At 73.1% G+C, this 18,895-nt stretch carries 13 protein-coding genes; 6 read left to right on the forward strand and 7 right to left on the reverse strand.

Going from position 1 to position 18,895, the window contains the following annotated elements:
* Nucleotides 1-9 precede the first annotated feature (9 nt).
* Both ACFYYJ_RS05415 and ACFYYJ_RS05420 read right to left on the reverse strand, forming a co-directional pair.
* A complete protein-coding gene (locus ACFYYJ_RS05415) occupies nt 10-1,782 on the reverse strand; it encodes a S8 family serine peptidase (protein ID WP_385365999.1) in 1,773 nt (590 codons plus the stop codon).
* A 275-nt stretch (nt 1,783-2,057) separates the two neighbouring features.
* Nucleotides 2,058-3,461, reverse strand: a complete 1,404-nt coding sequence (locus ACFYYJ_RS05420; RefSeq protein ID WP_385365997.1) for a cation:dicarboxylate symporter family transporter — start codon at nt 3,459-3,461, stop codon at nt 2,058-2,060.
* A 105-nt stretch (nt 3,462-3,566) separates the two neighbouring features.
* On the opposite strand from ACFYYJ_RS05420, the gene ACFYYJ_RS05425 reads away from it, so the two are divergent.
* Nucleotides 3,567-5,162, forward strand: a complete 1,596-nt coding sequence (locus ACFYYJ_RS05425) for an ATP-binding protein (protein WP_389128695.1) — start codon at nt 3,567-3,569, stop codon at nt 5,160-5,162.
* Nucleotides 5,159-5,857: a response regulator gene (locus ACFYYJ_RS05430; protein ID WP_389128696.1), complete on the forward strand. Its 699-nt coding sequence runs from the start codon at nt 5,159-5,161 to the stop codon at nt 5,855-5,857. The genes ACFYYJ_RS05425 and ACFYYJ_RS05430 overlap by 4 nt, the downstream gene beginning before the upstream one ends.
* Here ACFYYJ_RS05430 and ACFYYJ_RS05435 read toward each other — a convergent pair.
* The gene (locus tag ACFYYJ_RS05435) at nt 5,839-6,660 is read right to left on the reverse strand and encodes a tyrosinase family protein (RefSeq protein ID WP_389128698.1); all 822 of its coding nucleotides are present in this window, start codon (nt 6,658-6,660) and stop codon (nt 5,839-5,841) included. The genes ACFYYJ_RS05430 and ACFYYJ_RS05435 overlap by 19 nt on opposite strands.
* The gene (locus tag ACFYYJ_RS05440; RefSeq protein ID WP_385365995.1) at nt 6,657-7,037 is read right to left on the reverse strand and encodes a tyrosinase family oxidase copper chaperone; all 381 of its coding nucleotides are present in this window, start codon (nt 7,035-7,037) and stop codon (nt 6,657-6,659) included. Before ACFYYJ_RS05440 ends, ACFYYJ_RS05435 begins: the two co-directional genes overlap by 4 nt.
* 276 nt (nt 7,038-7,313) lie before the next feature.
* On the opposite strand from ACFYYJ_RS05440, the gene ACFYYJ_RS05445 reads away from it, so the two are divergent.
* Nucleotides 7,314-8,705, forward strand: coding sequence for a glutamate decarboxylase (locus tag ACFYYJ_RS05445; RefSeq protein ID WP_389128701.1), 1,392 nt, complete (start codon nt 7,314-7,316; stop codon nt 8,703-8,705).
* A gap of 37 nt (nt 8,706-8,742) precedes the next feature.
* Here ACFYYJ_RS05445 and ACFYYJ_RS05450 read toward each other — a convergent pair whose 3' ends face one another.
* Nucleotides 8,743-11,157 (reverse strand): Helicase associated domain protein, encoded by a 2,415-nt coding sequence (locus ACFYYJ_RS05450; RefSeq protein ID WP_389128704.1) that lies wholly within the window; start codon nt 11,155-11,157, stop codon nt 8,743-8,745.
* A 135-nt stretch (nt 11,158-11,292) separates the two neighbouring features.
* Here ACFYYJ_RS05450 and ACFYYJ_RS05455 point away from each other — a divergent pair, with 135 nt between their 5' ends.
* Nucleotides 11,293-12,207, forward strand: a complete 915-nt coding sequence (locus ACFYYJ_RS05455) for an NAD-dependent epimerase/dehydratase family protein (protein WP_389128707.1) — start codon at nt 11,293-11,295, stop codon at nt 12,205-12,207.
* A gap of 67 nt (nt 12,208-12,274) precedes the next feature.
* Nucleotides 12,275-13,129, forward strand: coding sequence for an RNA polymerase sigma-70 factor (locus tag ACFYYJ_RS05460; RefSeq protein ID WP_389128710.1), 855 nt, complete (start codon nt 12,275-12,277; stop codon nt 13,127-13,129).
* 9 nt (nt 13,130-13,138) lie between these two features.
* Here ACFYYJ_RS05460 and ACFYYJ_RS05465 read toward each other — a convergent pair whose 3' ends face one another.
* Nucleotides 13,139-14,755: a sigma-70 family RNA polymerase sigma factor gene (locus ACFYYJ_RS05465; RefSeq protein WP_389128713.1), complete on the reverse strand. Its 1,617-nt coding sequence runs from the start codon at nt 14,753-14,755 to the stop codon at nt 13,139-13,141.
* Between the two features lie 302 nt (nt 14,756-15,057).
* On the opposite strand from ACFYYJ_RS05465, the gene ACFYYJ_RS05470 reads away from it, so the two are divergent.
* On the forward strand, nt 15,058-17,211 hold the full coding sequence (locus ACFYYJ_RS05470) for a PIG-L family deacetylase (RefSeq protein ID WP_389128716.1): 2,154 nt from the start codon (nt 15,058-15,060) through the stop codon (nt 17,209-17,211).
* Nucleotides 17,212-17,215: 4 nt separating this feature from the next.
* Here the strand turns inward: ACFYYJ_RS05470 and ACFYYJ_RS05475 are convergent, their stop codons facing one another.
* Nucleotides 17,216-18,694: a hypothetical protein gene (locus tag ACFYYJ_RS05475; RefSeq protein WP_389128719.1), complete on the reverse strand. Its 1,479-nt coding sequence runs from the start codon at nt 18,692-18,694 to the stop codon at nt 17,216-17,218.
* Nucleotides 18,695-18,895 lie beyond the last annotated feature (201 nt).

Raw genomic sequence — 18,895 nt, forward strand, 5'->3', positions numbered from 1 at the left:
CCAGTGGGACTAGAAGGTCAGGTTCCAGGAGTCGATCTTGCCGGTGTCGCCGCCGGCGTTGTCGTTGACCCGCAGCTTCCAGGTGCCGTTGGCGACCTCCGAGGAGGCGTTCACGGTGTAGACCTGGCTGATGTTGTCGGTGCTGCCGCCGGCCCGGTTGTGGACCGTGTACACGGTGCCGTCGGGGGCGATCAGGTCGACCTTCAGGTCGCCGATGTAGGTGTGCACGATGTTCACGCCCACCTTGAGGGTGGCCGGGGCGTTGCCCGTGACACCGCTGACGGCGATGGGGCTCTCCACGGTGGTGTTGTCGCCGATGGCGAAGTCACCCGTGTTCTCGAAGTACTTGCCGGGGGGCGGGGTGGACCCGACCGCCTTCAGGGCGTCGACCTGGCCCTCGCCGAAGAACCCGTTGTTGGCCGTGGTGCCCTTGCACCGGCTGTCCGACGGGCAGGCGGTGTCGTTGGCCTGGGTGGCCAGCTTCTCGCGGATCTGGGCCGGGGTGATGCCCGGGTTGGTGCTGGCGATGAGCGCGGCCACTCCGGTGACGTGCGGGCTGGCCATCGAGGTACCGCTCATGGTGGCGTAGGTGCCGCCAGGCGCGGTGGAGTAGACGTTGCTGCCCGGCGCGGAGACGTCGATGACGCCCTGACCGAAGTTGGAGAACGACGCCTTGGTGGTGCCGGTGCCGTTCGCCGCGACCGTGACCACGCCCGGGAGTTCGGTCGGGATGTCCAGGCAGGCGTTGGTGATGGTGCGGGTGACCGGCGTCGAGTCGTTCGGGCTCTCGGTGTCGGTCGTCTTGTTGGCCAGGTCGATGTTGGAGTTGCCGGCCGCCGCGACCTGGAGCGAACCCTTGCCCTCGGCGTACTCCTGGGCGCGCTTGACGCCCTCGATGATCGCGGCCTGGTCGAGGTTGTCCGGGCAGTTGAACTGCCACGGGTCCGTGTAATAGCTGTTGTTGGTGACCTTGAAGCCGTGGTCACCGGCCCACATGAACCCGCAGACGGTGTTCTCGGCGAAGAAGAGCGAGGAGCCGGGCTCGGCGATGCGCACCGAGGAGATCTTCACGCTCGGGGCCACGCCGACGACGCCCTTGCCGTTCTTGGCCGCGGCGACCGTACCGGCCACGTGGGTGCCGTGGGTGCCGACGTCGCGCCAGGCGCCCGTACGGGTGTCCGGCTTTCCGTAGGCGCAGGAGGCGGAGTCAGCCGCGTTGAAGTTCGGGGCCAGGTCCTGGTGCTGGTCGTCCACGCCGGTGTCCAGGATGCCGACCTTGACGGAGGGCGAACCGGTGGTGACGGCCCAGGCCTGGTCGGCCTTGATCTGGGTCATGTCGACGCGGGCCGGCTCGCCCGCGGGCGTGGCGGCCTGCGCCGGGTTGGCGGGAAGCGCCGGGTCGTAGGCGTCCGCCGGCACGTCCGAGGTACGGGTGGCGCCCACCTTCTGGACCCCGCTCACGCCGCGCATGGTCGTGGCGAAGGAGCCGGAGGTGGAGTGGGCCAGGACCACGCCGATGGCGTCGTAGTACTGGAAGACCGAGCCGCCGTTGGCCGCGACCGCGTTGCGGACCGCGGTGGTGTCACCGGGAGCGGTGATCACGAGGTAGGCGCGGGTGCCGGCAGCCCAGGTCGCACTCTGGGAAGTCGGCGCCGCGGCCTTGGGCGCCGCGGGTGCGGAGCCGGCCTTGGCGGGAGAGCCGGAAGGCGAGACGGGGGCGGTGCCGGCGAGCGCGGCGGGGGCCCCGAAAGCGAGTGCGGCGCCGAGGGTGGCGGCCAGCACGAGGGTACGTCGAGGTCGGCTGGATATGTGGGGTATCAATGCGTCCTCCGATGACGCGATGGTGCTGGTGGCACCTATCGCGTCGTACGAAACGAGTGGTGGACGCAAGATGTCAGACGCATGCCCCGGTATGGAAGTACCTTTTACAGCAGTACGGTTCGCACGCCGGTGGCTGAAATTCGACTATTTCAAGCGGTGTCGGAAGATGACGGGGCCGACCGGGCTGGGCACCGTGGGGGCGAACCCTGCCCGGCCGGCCCGTACGGGCGTGCCGGCTAGGCCGGAACGCCGTCCTTGGGACCGCCCGCCGGCTGCGGCACCGCGGCCACCGGCTCCCCGGTCACCGGCTCCGCGGCCGGGTCGCCCCGGTCCGCGGGGGTCGTCACGTGCGCGTCGTCGATGAGCGTGCTCTCGTCGAAGGGCAGCCGTCCCGCGAGGACTTCACCGGCCCGCGCGCGGTCGAACTCCTTCGTCCACGTCCCGATGAGCACCGTCGCGATGGCGTTGCCCGCGAAGTTGGTCAGCGCCCGCGCCTCGCTCATGAACCGGTCGATGCCCACGATCAGGCCGACTCCGTCGACGAGTTCCGGCCGGTGCGACTGGAGCCCGCCCGCCAGCGTGGCCAGACCCGCGCCGGTGACCCCGGCCGCGCCCTTCGAGGCGATGACCATGAAGAGCAGCAGCGAGATCTGCTCGCCCAGCGCGAGCGGCTTGCCCATCGCCTCGGCGATGAACAGCGAGGACATGGTCAGGTAGATCGCGGTCCCGTCCAGGTTGAAGGAGTACCCGGTCGGCACCGTGATCCCCGTGACGGGACGCGAGACGCCCAGGTGCTCCATCTTCGCGATCAGTCGCGGCAGCGCCGACTCCGACGAGGAGGTCGACAGGATCAGCAGGAACTCGCGGCCCAGGTAGCGCAGGAGGGCGAAGACGCTGACCCCCGTGCACACCCGCAGCAGCGTGCCCAGCACCACGAACACGAACAGCAGACAGGTCGTGTAGAAGCCGATCATGATGACGGCCAGGGATTTGAGCGCGTCCATGCCCGTCGCCCCGACGACGGCCGCGATCGCGCCGAAGGCACCCACCGGCGCCGCCCACATGATCATCGCGAGCACCCGGAACACCAGCTTCTGCACGTGCCCGATCCCGCGCAGCACCGGCTCGCCCGCCGAGCCCATGGCCTGCAGCGCGAACCCGCACAGCAGCGCCACCAGCAGCGTCTGCAGCACCTGCCCGCCGGTGAACGCGGACACCAGCGTGGTCGGGATGATCCCGAGCAGGAACTCCGGAGTGCTCTGCGCCCCGCCGGCCTTGGCCTGCGCCTCGCCCGCGTGCTTCACGGCCTCGGTCAGGTGCAGCCCACTGCCCGGTTCCAGGAGGTTCCCGACCAGCAGTCCGATCGCCAGCGCGACCGTGGACATCACCATGAAGTAGCCGAGGGCGAGCCCGCCCACCGCCCCCACCTTGGCGGCCTTGCGGACGGAGCCGATGCCCAGCACGATCGTGCAGAAGATCACCGGCGAGATCATCATCTTGATGAGGTTGACGAAGCCGGTGCCCAGCGGCTTGAGCTCCACGGCGACGCCGGGGGCGGCGAAGCCGACGACGATGCCGAGCAGCACCGCGGCGATCACCGCGATGTAGAGATAGTGCGTTCTGTCGCGCCTGGCGGCCACGATGCCTCCTGGTGGTGAAGTCGTTCCGGGAGACCATCGCCCAGCGCTGTGACCCCGGTCACCCTTGCGTTCATTGAGTTCACGACCCGGTGCACACTGAGCGCCATGTTCCGCTTCCCCCGGCCCCCGCGCAGCCTCGCCGGCCAGCTCTTCGCCATGCAGGTGCTGCTGGTCGCCGTGGTCGTCGCCGGGTGCGCCGTCTTCGCGTACGCCACCGCGCGCGGCCAGGCCGAGGACGCCGCCCGGCGCCAGGCCGGGGCCGTGGCCCACGCGGTCGCCGACTCTCCGTCCGTACGCGAGGCCGTACGGGGGGCCGCGAGCGGAACCGACCCCTCGGCCGCCCTCCAGCCGTACGCGGAGAAGGTCCGCACCGACTCCGGCGTGGACTTCGTGACGATCATGGCCCCCGACGGGCGGCGCTGGACCCACCCGGACCCGAGGCGCATCGGCGAGCCCTACCTCGGCAACACCGCCCCCGCCTTGCGGGGCGAGACCTTCGGCGAGACCTACACCGGCACCCTCGGCCCCTCCATCCGCGTGATCACCCCGGTCACCGACGGCGGCCGGATCGTCGGCCTCGTCAGCTCCGGGATCACCGTCCGGGCGATCAGCGACCGGCTCGCCGCGCAGCTCTCGGCGCTCGCCTGGGTCGCCGGCGGTGCGCTCGCCCTCGGGGGCCTGGGCACCTACGTGGTCAACGCCCGGTTGCGCCGTCACACGCACGGCATGAACGCGGCCGAGTTGAGCCGGATGTACGACTACCACCAGGCGGCCCTGCACGGGGTCCGCGAAGGGCTGTTGCTGCTCGACGGGCAGCGCAGGATCACCCTGATCAACGATGCCGGTCGCGAACTCCTGGGCCTGCTGGGCGAGATGACCGGCACGGCCGTCGCCGATCTGGGGCTGCCCGCACCCCTGACCGGCGCGCTGCTCGCCGACCGACCCCGGGTGGACGAGGTGCACCTGACCGCCGACCGGGTGCTCGTCGTCAACAGCTCGCCCGTGGCGGGCGGCGGCCGCCGCGGCACCGTCGTCACCTTGCGCGACCACACCGAACTCCAGGCGCTGACCGGCGAGCTGGACCAGGAACGGGGATTCACGCAGGCCCTGCGCTCCCAGGCCCACGAGGCGGCCAACCGGCTGCACACCGTGGTCTCGCTGATCGAACTCGGCCGCGCCGACGAGGCGGTGGAGTTCGCCACCGCCGAACTGGAGCTCGCGCAGGCGCTGACCGACCAGGTCATCGCCGCGGTCGGGGAGCCCGTGCTCGTCGCGTTGCTGCTGGGCAAGGCCGCCCAGGCGCACGAGCGGGGCGTGGAGCTGGTCGTCACGCCCGACAGTCGCAGCCTCGCCGAGGGGGGCGATCTGCCGCCGGCCCGCGACCTCGTCACCGTGCTGGGCAACCTCATCGACAACGCGGCCGACGCCGTCACCTGCGTCCCCGGCGCGCGGATCGCGGTGACCCTGCGGCCCGACGGGGACGAACTGCTGCTGCGGGTCGCCGACAACGGCCCCGGGCTGCCGGAGGGCGTCGACGTGTTCCGCCGGGGCTGGTCCGGCAAGGGGGAGGGGCGGGGCCTGGGTCTCGCGCTGGTGCGGCAGGTGGCGCAGCGGTACGGGGGTAGCGTGACCGCCGCCCAGGGCCCGGCCGGGGGAGCCGAGTTCACCGTACGGCTGCCGGCCCCGGGCGGTGCCCGGTGAGCGCGGGCGAGGTGCGGGTGCTGATCGTCGAGGACGACCCGGTGGCCGCCGACGCGCACGCGCTGTACGTCGGGCGGGTGCCCGGATTCACGGCGGTCGGGATCGCCCACTCGCTCGCCGAGGCCACCCGGCACCTGGAACGGACCCGGGTCGACCTGCTGCTGCTCGACCTCGCCCTGCCCGACGGGCACGGACTGCGCTTCGCGCGCGGGCTGCGGGCGGCCGGGCACCCCGTCGACGTGATCGCGGTGACCTCCGCCCGGGACCTGGCCGTGGTCCGCGAGAGCGTCTCCCTCGGTGTGGTCCAGTACGTACTGAAGCCCTTCGCCTTCCCGACCCTGCGCGAACGGCTCCTGCGCTACGCCGAGTTCCGCCAGACGGCGGGCGAGGCGGCGGGCCAGGACGACGTGGACCGGGCGATGGCCGCCCTGCGCGCACCCCGCCCGGCCCAGCTCCCCAAGGGGCTGAGCGCGCCGACCCTGGACCGGGTCGCCGCCCTGCTGAGGGCGGCGACCGAGGGGCTGACGGCTGCGGGGGCGGCCGAGGCGGCCGGGATCTCCCGGATCACCGCCCGCCGCTACCTGGAGCACCTGGTGGACACCGGTCGCGCGGACCGGACCCCCCGGTACGGCCAGGTCGGCCGCCCCGAACTGCACTACCGCTGGCTGGCGGCTCCTCAGGCGTCGAACGTGTAGAACTTCCGGTGGTCCAGCATGTCCGCCGGGGTGACGTCGTTCCACGGCCGCATGGTGTCGTGCAGGTCCACCACGTTCGGGGTCCCCGCCGCCGGCAGGTACGCGGACTGCGGGTGGAGGGCCTGCCAGTCGGCCCACAGCTTGTCCACGAAGGCGTGGTGCATCCAGAAGACCGGGTCGTTCGGGGACACCCCGGTCGACATCTGCCCGCCGACCCACACGTGCACCCGGTTGTGGAGGTTGGCGCCCCGCCAGCCCTCCAGGCTGTTGCGGAAGCCGCTCGAAGCGCTGTTCCAGGGGGCCGCGTCGTACAGGGGGATGGCCAGTACGGCGTCCACCTCCGCCCGCGTCGGCAGCTCGGCGACGCCGGTGCCGAGGGCCCGGCGCAGGTACGCGCGCCCGTCCACCCGTACGTTCACGGCCCACTTGCCGCCCGCGTGGGCGAACGGTCCGTCGAGCACCTGGCCGTCCCGGGCGCGGCCGGTGCCTCCGAGGAAGTCAGCGGCCCAGAGCGAGGAGCGCGAGGTGCGGTCGGCGGTCCAGTCCCAGTAGGGGATCGAGACGTTCTTGTCGACCTTCTGCAGCTCCGCCTCGAACTCCAGCAGGAAGCGGCGGTGCCAGGGCAGGAAGGACGGGGAGCGGTGACCGACGCGGTCGCCGGAGTCCGTGTCGGACATGATGAAGCCGTTGTGGGTGGTCACGAAGCGGTCGTACGTGCCGGTGCGCTTGAGCTCCAGCAGGGCCGCGGTGAAGGCGCGCTTCTCCTCGGCGGTGAGCACGGCCTGGTTCTTGCGGACGGTCATGCCGCACCCCCGAACGGGGCGAGCTCGGAGCCCTGGAGGTCGCGGACAGCGGCGCGGGCGAGGGAGAGCGGATCGGCGAAGGTCTCGTAGTGGTTGACCACGCTGATCCAGGTGCCGTCGGCGTTGCGCATCACGTGCAGTTCGCGGCCGTCTATCCGGACGGTCGGCAGCCCGGCGCCGTGGTGGCCGCCGTGGTGGCCGCCCCCGTCCTGGGTTATCCGGATGCGGCGGCCCTGGTAGACCTCTTCGGTGGCCGTGCCCGAGGTCGTCGGGGTGGTGGCCGGGGTGGCGTTCGCGGCGGTGGCCGCCACGCCCAACGCGGTGAGTGCGCCGGCAGTGGTGCCTGCCAAGGCCTGTCGGCGGGTGATCTTGTTCATGGCGGAAGAGGTATCAGGGCGAAGAAGGCCGATGGCCGATATCCGGACATCAGTGGATAAGTTGCCCATAGAACAAGTTGGATGATCTTCCCGTTCGGACCGGCTCCAGTGGCCCGAACGGGAAGACCTACGGGTAAAACCCTACTGGACGGTAAATCCTCCGGCCGAACCGGCGGGCCATGAAGAAGGTCACATCGCCGAGTCGGCCGGAAGCGGCGGTGCGCGCCGGCCGGCCGACGCCGAGATTCCTTGCCTTCTGTCCCATATAGTCCCGATATGCCTCTTCATGAGACGAAAGACGAAGGCGCACCCGACGCCGGGACGGATGTGTTCGCGTCCGCGCTGAGCAGCCAGATCCTCCCCAAGTACCGGATCCCGGAAGAGCACTCGCCCACCGAGGTGGTCTACCAACTCCTCCACAACGAGCTCCTCCTCGACGGCAACGCCGCCCAGAACCTGGCCACCTTCTGCACCACCTGGTCGGACGACGGCGTGCACCGCCTGATGAACGAGTGCCTCGACAAGAACATGATCGACAAGGACGAGTACCCGCAGACCGCCGAGATCGAGGCGCGCTGCGTCAACATCCTCGCCGACCTGTGGAACGCCCCCGCCGGAACCACCGCCACCGGCTGCTCCACCACCGGCTCCAGCGAGGCCGCCATGCTCGGCGGACTCGCCCTCAAGTTCCGCTGGCGCGAGCGCCGCCGCGCCCAGGGCCTGCCCGTCGACCGCCCCAACCTGGTGTGCGGCCCGGTCCAGATCTGCTGGGAGAAGTTCGCCCGCTACTTCGACGTCGAACTGCGCCCGGTCCCCCTGGAGCCCGGAGCCACCGGCCTGCGCGCCCACCAGCTCGCCGACTACGTGGACGAGAACACCATCGGCGTCGTCGCCATCATGGGCGTGACCTACACCTGCGACTACGAGCCCGTCGCCGAGTTCTCCGCCGCCCTCGACGCGATCCAGGCCGAGCACGGCTGGGACGTCCCCATCCACGTCGACGGCGCGAGCGGCGGCTTCGTCGCGCCCTTCCTCCACCCCGACGTGGTGTGGGACTTCCGGCTGCCGCGCGTGGCCTCGATCAACACCTCCGGGCACAAGTACGGACTCGCGCCCCTCGGCGTCGGCTGGATCGTGTGGCGCACCGCCGACCTGCTCCCCGCCGACCTCGTCTTCAACGTGGACTACCTCGGCGGCGACATGCCGACCTTCGCCCTCAACTTCTCCCGCCCCGGCGGCGAGGTCATCGCCCAGTACTACCTCTTCCTGCGCCTGGGCCGCGGCGGCTACCGGCGCGTCCAGCAGGCCTGCGCCGACACCGCCCAGTACCTCGCCGGCGAGATCGCCGCCATGGGCCCCTTCACCCTCCTCTACGACGGCCAGGGCGGCCTCCCCGCCGTCTCCTACACGCTCACCGACCCGGCGGGATCCCCCTTCACCCTGTACGACCTCTCCGACCGGCTGCGCATGCGCGGCTGGCAGGTGCCCTCGTACCCGCTGCCGCCCGCCCGCGACGACACCGTGATCCAGCGGGTGCTCATCCGGCACGGCGTGACCCGCGACCAGATCGCCCTCCTCGTCGCCGACCTGCGCCGGGCCGTCGAACACCTCACCGCCACGCCCCCGCCCGCACCCGCGGCCGAACCCCGGTCGGGCTTCCACCACTGAGGCCCCGTACCGGCGGCCGGGCCGCCCTCCAGGACGGCTACCAGCGCATGTCCAGCGCGTCGAGCGCCGCCACCCGCTCCGGGGTGAGCGAGCCCGCGCGGGAGCGCTGGTTGGCGATCCAGGCCCCCAGCCGCAACTCCTGGTCCCCGACGAGCTCCACGTGCTTGCGCGGCACCCTCAGGTGCCGCTCGCGCAGGTGGAACTGCCGCGCCGCCTCCAGGTGGTCCGCCCACGCCTCGGCGTGGCTGCGGCGCGGCGCCGGACGCTCCGCCTCGCTCGCCGGGGTCGCGCCGAGCGCGTGCTCCAGCAGCCAGCGCTGCGCCCACGACAGCCGCTCCCAGTTCAGCCGCTGGGCACGGACCCACACGCCCAGGTCCTCGCCCTGGACCAGCACCTCGCCCGGGGCGAGCGGCAACCGGCCGCCCGCGTCCAGGTGCGTCCGGGTCAGGTGGAAGGCGCGCTGCCAGGAGATCTCCCAGTCCGGGCACCAGGAGGCGTCGATGGCCTCCAGCGCCTCGCGCCGCTCCTGCGACAGCGCCCCCGGCCCCTCCCGACGGGCCGCCGCCCGCTGGTTCTTCACCCACACCCCGACCGGGGCGCCGCCCCAGGTGGCGTCCGCCGGCGGCAGCAGGTGCCCGTGCTCCGCCGCCCAGGCGCGGGCCGCCGAGAGCCCTTCCGCGAAGGCCACGTCGAAGTGGCTCCACACCATGCCCAGCGCGTCGAGCTCGGCCGCCCGCTCCCGGCCGAGCGCGCCCCTGCGGTAGGTGCGCCGTACGTCCGCGATCCACTGGCCGAGCGGGAACCGGGCGAGCCCGGGCGGCCAGGCCTCTTCGCCCGCCGGCGCCTTGAAGCCGAACGGGACCTTCAGGTCCCCGGCCGCGGCGGCGTAGATGCGGGCGGCCTCGACCCCGCGCCGCCAGTGCTCGTGCTCCGGGTTCAGGACGCGCAGCCGGACGAAGGCGGCCAGCAGCGCCGGATCCCGGGGCGTGGAGAAGCTCAACAGCCCCTCGGCGCCGCCGCCGGGGCCGCCCGGCGCCGCCGAGACGCCCTGGGTCCCGCCCGGCACCTGCGGCTGGGCCAGAGACTCCACGAGCCGGGTGTCGTGCGCGCGCAGCGCCTCCAGCAGCCGCGCCAGATCCCCGTACGCCCGGGAGGTCAGCATCTCCGCCGGGCTCTCGCCGGGCCCCAGCAGCACCGGCACCACCAGCGAGGCGACCTTCCCCTCCCCGGGGCGGACCCGCAGCGCCCGCCCGACGGCCTGGACCAGGTCGGGCATGGAGCCCCGTACGTCGGCCCAGAAGACGGAGTCGCACTCCTTGGTGTCCACCCCCTCGCCGAGCACCCGGACGCTGCCGAGGAACGCCTTCTCGGCGATCCGCGGATCGGCGAAGGCGCCCAGCACCCGCCGCCGGTGCGCGGCCGAGTGCTGCCCGCACAGCCAGTCCGCCCACACCCGACGGGGGTACACCGGGCGCGGGCTGCGGCTCGTCAGCCGCAGCCGCGCGGCCACCGCCGGCAGGCCGGCCGCGAACGCCTCGGCCTCCTTGGTCAGGTGGTGGAAGACCAGCGTCCGCCGGAACCCCTGGTGGACCGCGGCCTTCACGAGCGCCGTCTGCAGCGCGGCGAGCCGGGCCCCGCGCACCTCGTCCGAGCGCCCGTCACGGCCCATCAGCACGGCCGCCTGAAACCCCGGATCGGTCACGTCCACGCACACCACCCGGTACGGGGCGCAGATCCCCCGGTCGATGGCCTCGGACAGCGAGAGCGTGTAGCAGCGGGCTCCGAACGGCCCCCGCGGGTCGTCCTCCATCGAGGCGACCAGTTCGCCGCCCCCCTTGGCGCCGCTGCCGCCGCGCTCCTCTTCCTCGCTCTCCTCGCCGTCCTGCCAGACCCGTGGCGTGGCCGTCAGGTAGAGCCGGCGGAGCGCGGGGATCCGCGTGTTGTCGTGGACCACCGCCCAGGGCTTGCCGATCCGCCCGGAGGTGCGGTGCGCCTCGTCGACCACGACCAGGTCCCAGCCGGGCAGCCCCGCCAGGTGTGCCCGCTCGACGATGCCGAGACCGAGCGAGGCGTACGTGGCGAACACGGTCACCCGGTCCACCGAAGGGCCGCACCAGCGGGCCAGCTCCACCGGATCGGTGGTCGTGGGCACCCCCGCGTCCTCCCCGCGCAGCGAGCACACGGCGAGGGAGCGCCCGGTGCGGCCGCCGTCCCGCCAGGCCGCGGCCGTCTGCACCAGCAGGTCCAGCGAGGGCACCAGTACGAGGACCCGCCCGGCCCGCAACTCCTCGGCCGAGCGGACGGCGACGAGGGACTTCCCCGACCCCGTCGCCATGATCACCTGGGTGCGCAGCCCGGCCTCCGGGACCCGGCCACCGGCGGGCAGCTCCAAGGCCCGCACCACCGCGTCGACGGCCTCACGCTGGTGCGGGCGCAGCTGCTTCCTCGCCACCTGCCTCACCCCACCCCTGTGATCTGCTGATTCGTCTCCAGCTCCTATCCTGCCCTGATTTTGACGCACGCGCCGCGAGGTGCGTGACACGGCTCACACCAGAGAGCGTCAAGTCCGGTCGGCTTCTCTTGTCCCATGGACATGAACGAGACCAAGAACGTACTGCTGGCCGGGGCGAGCGGAGTCCTGGGACGCCACATCACCGAGGCGCTCACCCGCGACGGATACACGGTGGTCGGCCTCGGCCGGGGCGCGGGCGCCGACGTCCGGGCCGACCTGATGGACCGTGACGGGCTGCTGCGCGCGGTCGACGGCCTCAAGGTCGACACCGTCGTGCACGCCGCGACCGCCCTGCGCGAGGCCCCGATGCGGCACAAGGACGTGTTCGCCACCGACGACCTGCGGCTCACCGGCACCAAGTACCTGATGGAGGCCGCCCGCATCGTCGGCGCCCGCCGAGTCATCTCCGAGTCGATGGTCTTCGGCTACGGCTACCGCGACTTCGGCGACCACGTCATCACCGAGGAGGCCGACCCCTACGCTCCGATCGGCGACCCGGCCGTGGAACGCCACCTCGAAGGGATGCGGGTCAAGGAGCAACTGATCCTCGGCGACCCGGACATCGAGGGGATCGCGCTGCGCTTCGGCCTCTTCTACGGCGCCGGCGGCACCGAATCGTTCGTCGAGCTGCTGCGCAAGCGGAAGATCCCCGCGGTCGCCGACCAGGGCAGGGTGCTGCCGTGGGTCGACCTCGCCGACGCCGGCCGCGCCGTGGCCCTCGCCGTCGAAGGCGGCCGCGCGGGGGAGGCGTACAACATCGTCGACGACACCCCGATGGGCTTCGGCGGGTACGTGAAGAAGGTCGCCGAGGCCTTCGGGACCCCGAAGCCGCTGACCGTGCCCGCCTGGCTGATGCGCCCCGTCTCCTACGTCCACCGGGTCGTCAACACGAACATGCGCGTCTCCAACGCCAAGGCGAGGGCCGGTCTCGGATGGGCGCCGAGCCACCCCGGATGCACCGAAACCCTGCGGGCGCTCGCGGCGAAGTGAGCCGGAAAGCGAGACGGACGCCGGCCGGACCTTGATCGTCCGGCCGGGTGGTGCCACCGTGTCGATCATGACTGACCCCTTCGAGGAGCACCGGCGCCTGCTGTTCGCGGCCGCCTACCGCATGCTGGGCAGCGTCGCCGACGCCGAGGACATCGTGCAGGACGCCTGGCTGGCCTGGCACCGCGCCGACCGGGCGTCCGTCGCGAACCCCAGGGCGTACCTGGTGCGCACCGTCACCAACCTCAGCCTCAACCGGCTGGGGTCGGCCCGCGTCGTCCGCGAGGCGTACGTGGGGCCCTGGCTCCCCGAACCCCTCCTCACCACGCCCGACATAGCGGAGGAGGCCGAACTGGCCGACAGCGTCTCGATGGCGGTCCTGGTCGTCCTGGAAACCCTGAACCCCACCGAGCGGGCCGTGTTCGTGCTCCGCGAGGTGTTCGGCTACTCCTACGCGGAGATCGCCGAGGTCGTCGGGAAGTCCGAGGCGGCCGTCGGCCAATGCGCGCACCGGGCCCGCGAGCACGTACGCACCCGCCGCCCCCGCTTCACCGCCGACGCAGCCGAACAGCGCGCGATCGCCGAGAAGTTCCGCGCCGCGTGCGCAGGCGGAGACCTCGGCGAGGTGCTCGCGCTCCTCGCCCCCGACGTCGTCTCCTGGTCGGACGGCGGCGGCGTCGTCACGGCCGCCCGCCGCCCGCTGCACGGCCCGGACCACGTCGCCCGCTGGTTCCTCGGCGTCCTGGCCAAACCCGAGGTCCAGGGCGTCGAGATGCACCCCGCCGAGATCAACGGCGAGCCGGGCCTGCTGCTGGTGTACGGCGGCGTGAACGCCGGCGCCCTCACCTTCGACGCCGCCGACGGCCGGATCACCGGGCTGCGCCTCGCCCTCAACCCGGAGAAACTGCGCGGTATCCAGGCCTGAGGCCCGCGGCTACCGGGCGCCGAAGTTCTGCGTCCACCAGGGTCCGCCCGCACCCTGGTGGATGCCCACCCCGATGTCCTTGAAGGAGCAGTTGAGGATGTTCGCCCGGTGGCCCGGGCTGTTCATCCAGGAGTCCATGACCGACTTCGCCGTCTGCTGGCCCCGCGCGATGTTCTCCCCGTAGGTCGACCAGCGGTACCCGGCAGCGGTCGTCCGGTCGCCCGGGTCCTTGCCGTCGGGGTTGGTGTGGTCGAAGAAGTTCCGCGCCGCCATGTCGTCGGAGTGCCCCTGGGCGGCCGCCCGCAGCTGCGAGTCCTCCTTCAGCGGGCCGCAGCCGGCCGCCGCCCGCTCGGAGTTCACCAGGGCTATCACCTGCCCGGCCATGCCCTGCGGAGCCGGCGCCGGCGGGGGAGCGGAGGTCTTCTTGGCCGGGGAGGCCGAGGTCTTCGCCGGGGTGGGGCTCGGGCTCGGGCTCGCCGAGGCGGACGCCGAAGCCGAGGGGGAGGGCGAAGCCGAGGCGGAGGCCGACGGGGAGGGCAGCGCGGCGGCGGACTCGGTCGCCGAGAGCGCGGCCAGCGGGGCGGGCGCGTCCGCGTCCTTCTCGCCGCCGGAACCGGGAAGCGTGCCCAGGTACACCAGGCCGCCGCCCGCCACGCACGCCGCGATCACCGCGGCGCCGACGACCCGGCGGCGCTGCCGGCGCCGCTTGCGCAGCCGGCCCCGACCGCCGTCCCCCGTACCGCCGTCTCCCGTACCGCCGGCCGTGGCGCCCACCTGGGCGAGCTCGCCCGGGCCCGCGTCGTAGGCGGCGGCGGTGGGGGCGAAACCGGTCGCCCCGGCCGTACGGGTCCACGCGAGCAGCGCCGCCGAAAGCGGTACGAGCGCCAGCCCGGCCAGCAGCCCCTCCGCCGGGACCAGACCGCTCCACAGCCCGGAGCACCGGACGCACTCGCGCGCGTGGCGGGCTATTCGCTTGCGCCACAGCGCGGACGGCTCCCCGTCCCAGGTCCCCACCACGGCCCGCAGTTCCTCGCACCGCGGCTGTGCGTCCAGCGCCCGCTCGACCACCCGCGCCGACTCCAACTGGGCCTTCATCCGCTGCACCCGCACCGCCGCGTGCTGCGTCGGCAGTTCCAGGGCGGTGGCCACCTCGGCCCGGGTCAGCTCCCCGGCGCACTCCAGCCACCACAGCGACAGCAGCGCCCGGTCGTCGGGCTCCAGCCAGCGCGTGGCGCGGGCCGTCTCGCGCCGCTGGCCCGACAGGTTCAGGCGCGCGACGGTCAGGTCGACGAAGTCGGCCCCCGGGTCGGCCACGTCGTCGGCCGCGTCCAGGGCGGCACTCTGGCCGAAGCCGCTCTGCCGGTCCTGCCAGTGCGCCCGGACCCGGTTCATCGCGATCGCCACCAGCCAGGACCGGAAGCTGTCGTCCGAGCGCAGGCCGCCGAGCCCGTCGAGGGCGCGCAGCATGGTGTCCTGGACCACGTCGTCCACGTCGACGGACCCGTTCAGGGCCCGCCCGACGATGTTGTAGACCAGCGGCAGATGGGTGGCGACGAGCTCGTCCTGCGCCCGCGGATCGCCCGCGCGGGCCGCTGCCACCAGCGCTGCCGTCTGCTGAGTACTCATGTGATGTCCCTGTCCGTACCGGCGGTCGATGATGCCCAATACCTGGGAGACCGTCGAGAGGGGCCCCGATAACAGTTATCCGGAATCTTTTTTCTCCCGACATCCAGGAACCGCCAAAAGGTGCAAATGGGCTAAATCGCCCAATCAACTCCCTTCCTGTCATATGACCCTTGAGGCTGTGTCAGCGGCAATCGTGCGAGGCATAATCGGACCCGTAGCTTCCGGAAGTAGTGGATCCATGGGGGCACGGACCGATCCCCCAGGCGGACTTCCGCACCGACCGACCCCCAAGGCCCTCGTAGATGCCCCTGCCCAGCCGCCCCCGCCTCGCGGCCCTGCTCGCCGCGATCACCGTCGGCGTCGCCGGGACGACGGCCTGGGCCTACGGACACGTGACCGGTCGACAGGCGGACGGCCCTGAGGCGTTCGTCACACCGAGCGTGACCCAGGGCTCCGCGCTCCAGGTCGTCGCACACCCCGACGACGACCTCTTCTTCATGAACCCCGACCTGAGCCGCTCCATATCGACGGGCATCAAGGTCACCACCGTCTACCTGACCTCCGGCGAGTCCGACGGCAGGAACGAGGCCCACAGCCCGCACCTCCAGGACGCCGCCGGCCCCGCCGACCGCGCCGCCTACGCCGAGGCCCGGCAGAACGGCATACGGGCCGCATACGCGGAAATGGCCACCGGCGAACGCACCAGCGCCTGGCGGCGCAGGTCCATACCCACCGCCGGCGGGGGCAGCGCCGAGGTCGACGTGCTCGTCGCCAGGCCCGAGGTCAACCTGGTGTGGATGCAGCTCCGTGAGGCCCGCAGCATCTCCGGGGACAACCCGGACAGCCTGCGCGGACTGTGGGACGGCAAAGTGCCCGCTCTGGGGGCGCAGCTGACCTCCGGGACGCCGGTCAAGCCCTGGTTCTCGTACACCAAGGACCAGGCGGTGGCAGCCATCGCGGACGTGTTCGCGCGGTACGAGCCGACCACGATACGGACGCAGGACCCGACCCCCGGCAGGACCGCGGCCGGCACCTTCCTCGACCACCAGGACCACGTGTACGGCGCCCGCTTCGTGCAGGCGGCCGCCGAGCGCTACGCGAAGTCCGCGGACCGGCCGCACTTCTCGCTCCAGAACTACGTGAGCTACCCGAACAGCTCGCTGCCCCCGACGCTCGACCCGCAGGCCGCCGAGGAGAAGCTCGGCTACCTCAAGACCTACGCCTGGATGGACCACCAGGACTGGTGCGGCAGCCCCGCCGGCTGCGGAGACCGCAAGACCGCGACCCGGCCCACCGGCGCGGGCTGGAGCCAGACCATCCGCTACAGCCGGGGCGACGGCACGTCCTGGCTGACCGAAGGCCCCACGGGCCGGCTGTGGGCCTTCGCGGTACTGGACGGCCGGATGGCGTACTGGTCGCGCACCGGCGCGCAGGCCCCCTGGCAGGGCCCCCGGTTCCTTCCCGGCACCGGCCCCGGCACCGTCGTCGACGCCGGTGCCAAGGCAGTGCGGCTGCCCGACGGCAGGATCGCCGTGTTCGCCACCCGCACGACCCTGGGCACGACGCCCCAGGACTACGGCAGGGACGTCGTGTACGCCGTCCAGGCCGCGGCCGGCGGGACGTTCGGCCCGTGGCGCTCCCTGGGCACCCCCGACACCGCCGACATATCCGGCACCTCGGCCATCGGCGGGCCGGCGGTCGCGGTCGATCCGGCGGGCCGGATGACGGTGTACGTACGCGATTCCGCGCGCACGCTGCGCGCCCGGACGCAGGAGGCCGCGGGCGGCTCGTTCGGAGCCTGGGAGGAACTGGGCGGCGCCGGCCTCCAGGGCGATCCGGTCACCGCGACCGACGGGTCGGGGCGGCGGCACGTGTACGCGGCGACCACCGGGTCCGTCCTGGCCTGGGTACGGCCGGCAGCGGGCGACCCGGGCGACCCGGTCGAGGGCCCGTTCGCGACCGGACTGCCGCAGACCACGGGCGTGCTCACGGCGAGCCCGGAAGGCGCCGGCGTCCGGCTGTTCTTCCGCCGGCCCGGCACGGGCAACATCGGTACGAGCCTGGCCGGCCCGGGCGAACCCGCGCCGGAGTTCTCCCCGGTCGCCGAGGAGGGCGGTCTGGGCGGTTACGGCGCGGTCGGCGTCGCGGGCCATCTGCTCGTGGGCCGTGCGGACTCGGGTACGGCCGGAGCGGCGGTCACGGACGGTCCGCGCTCCTGGCAGCAGTCCCAGATGCTCTACACGGGGGCACCGGCGGCCGTGGCCGAAGCGTCCGGAACGACCGTCGCGGCGGTCCTCGGCCTGGACGCCGAACTCCACCTCGTCAGCGAGCCCCCGCCGGCCGAGCAGCACGGCGGCCGCACCTCCTCCCCGTGGCACAGGGCGGTCCCGCCCCGGCCGCAGGCGCAGGACGGGAGCGCCGATCGCACCGTCGCCGGGGGACCCCCGCTGCGGTGACGGTCTAGGACCGCAGGGGCGGTGTCGGGAGGGCGCCGTCGTCGAGCGCGACCAGGGAGAGGACCAGGAGCGAGCCGGTCCACGCCAGGGGTGCCACCGACGAGGGCCTGCCCTCCCGGTCGACCTTCTCGGGGAGTTCGCCGAGCGTGTTCCGCTTGGCGAGGAGCCATTCCAGGACCTTCCCGGCTTCCGCCGGCCTCCCCGTGCCGGCCCGGGCGAGGGCGAAGAGCGAGGTGCTCGGCGTCCAGGCGTTCCCACCCCAGGGCGCCGTCGGGTCGTTTCCGGGAGTGAGGCCCCCCTGGGGCAGGAGCAGGGCCTCGTACGTGGCGTCGAGCGCGCGGGGCAGGTCGGCCGGGGCCGCGTTGAAGGGCGGCGCCATGAAGGTGACCGCGCTGTCGCGGCCGTGCAGGCCGTCGACGGTGCGCTGGTACCCCAGCGGGGCGAAGCTCCTCGCGATCCCGGCGGAGAGCCGCTGCGCGGCGCCGGACCAGCGTGCCGCGTCGACCGGCCGGTCCAGCTCCCGGGCGAGGTCCGCGGCGGCGTTGAGCCCGGCGAGCAGGGGCGCCGCCGTTCCGATGTTCGTCGTGGTCGTCATCAGCTCCCAGTAGTCCGGCGAGGCCGGGGGCAGCCCGTCCTTTCCCAGGGAGGCCGCCGCGCGGTCGGCCGCCTTGCGGATCATCGGGTAGAGGGTCTCCAGCCGGGCGTGGCGGGTGTTCCGCGGCGCCGTCCGGTACCACTGCCAGGTCGCCCAGGGGACCCAGCCGTTGGCGTCGAGCTGCCACCGCCTGCCGTCCGGCGGACCGGAGCCGTCGAGTTTCGTCCGCGCGTCCCAGGTACCGTCCCTCCGCTGGGTCGCGACGCTGTAGCGCAGGATCCGGTAGGCCTCGGCCTCGTGGCCGGTGTGGGCGAACGCGGCGGAGGCGAAGGCGGCGTCGCGCGGCCAGGAGTACATCCAGCCGGGTGTCCACCCCGCCGCCAAGGCCCCGTTGGGCCGGAGCAGGGCGCGCATGGACAGCAGGGCCCGCTCGGCCGCCGCGCGCTGTGCCGGTGACCTGCCCGGCACCCGGCCGGCGGCCAGCCAGGCGCGGCTCCGCTCGATCTGCCGCCAGGCCTCCGGATCGCCGGCGGGGACCATGACCGAGGCCGTCCGGTCGGCGGGCACGTACCGCCACCGGCCCGACGGCAGCCGCAGCACGTTGCTCCGCTCGACGTACCGCGCGTCCTTGGCGAGTGGCGCCGTGATGCCCTCGACGACGGTCGCGCTGGCCAGGAGGCCGACCGTGGGGGCGGCGAGGAGCGACAGCGGCGCGTAGCCGCCCTCGGCCTCACCGTGGCTCTGGTGTCCCAGGGCCCTGACGAAGAACACCTGCCGCTTCTCGGCGGCGGGCCGGGCCACGGGGATCGCCGCGACGCACACGGGAAGCACGACGCTCGCGAGGGCCGCGGTGACGACCACCCAGCGAACCAGCGGGACAGCAGGCACGACCGCTCCTTCCGCAGGGCTCTCCCCGGCCTCCGGCTCTTCCGGCCTCCGGTCGTTCCGGCCTCCGGCCCTTCCGGGCACGCGGCCCCCCGGAAGGCCCATCGTCGGGCAGGAGCGCTCGGCCCGCCACGACATGACCGCCGCCCGGGTGATCGGGCCGGGCCCGGATGCCGGTCGGCGGCGGACTGTGCACATTGGTGT

It is taken from the genome of Streptomyces sp. NPDC002467 (assembly GCF_042889825.1).
Lineage (GTDB): Bacteria > Actinomycetota > Actinomycetes > Streptomycetales > Streptomycetaceae > Streptomyces.

Excerpts from the sequence above, each read along its gene's own strand:
- ACFYYJ_RS05425 (WP_389128695.1), top strand. The coding sequence starts at position 3,567 with ATGTTCCGCTTCCCCCGGCCCCCGCGCAGCCTCGCCGGCCAGCTCTTC.
- ACFYYJ_RS05435 (WP_389128698.1), bottom strand. The coding sequence starts at position 6,660 with ATGACCGTCCGCAAGAACCAGGCCGTGCTCACCGCCGAGGAGAAGCGC.
- ACFYYJ_RS05440 (WP_385365995.1), bottom strand. The coding sequence starts at position 7,037 with ATGAACAAGATCACCCGCCGACAGGCCTTGGCAGGCACCACTGCCGGC.
- ACFYYJ_RS05445 (WP_389128701.1), top strand. The coding sequence starts at position 7,314 with ATGCCTCTTCATGAGACGAAAGACGAAGGCGCACCCGACGCCGGGACG.
- ACFYYJ_RS05455 (WP_389128707.1), top strand. The coding sequence starts at position 11,293 with ATGGACATGAACGAGACCAAGAACGTACTGCTGGCCGGGGCGAGCGGA.
- ACFYYJ_RS05460 (WP_389128710.1), top strand. The coding sequence starts at position 12,275 with ATGACTGACCCCTTCGAGGAGCACCGGCGCCTGCTGTTCGCGGCCGCC.
- ACFYYJ_RS05465 (WP_389128713.1), bottom strand. The coding sequence starts at position 14,755 with ATGAGTACTCAGCAGACGGCAGCGCTGGTGGCAGCGGCCCGCGCGGGC.
- ACFYYJ_RS05470 (WP_389128716.1), top strand. The coding sequence starts at position 15,058 with ATGCCCCTGCCCAGCCGCCCCCGCCTCGCGGCCCTGCTCGCCGCGATC.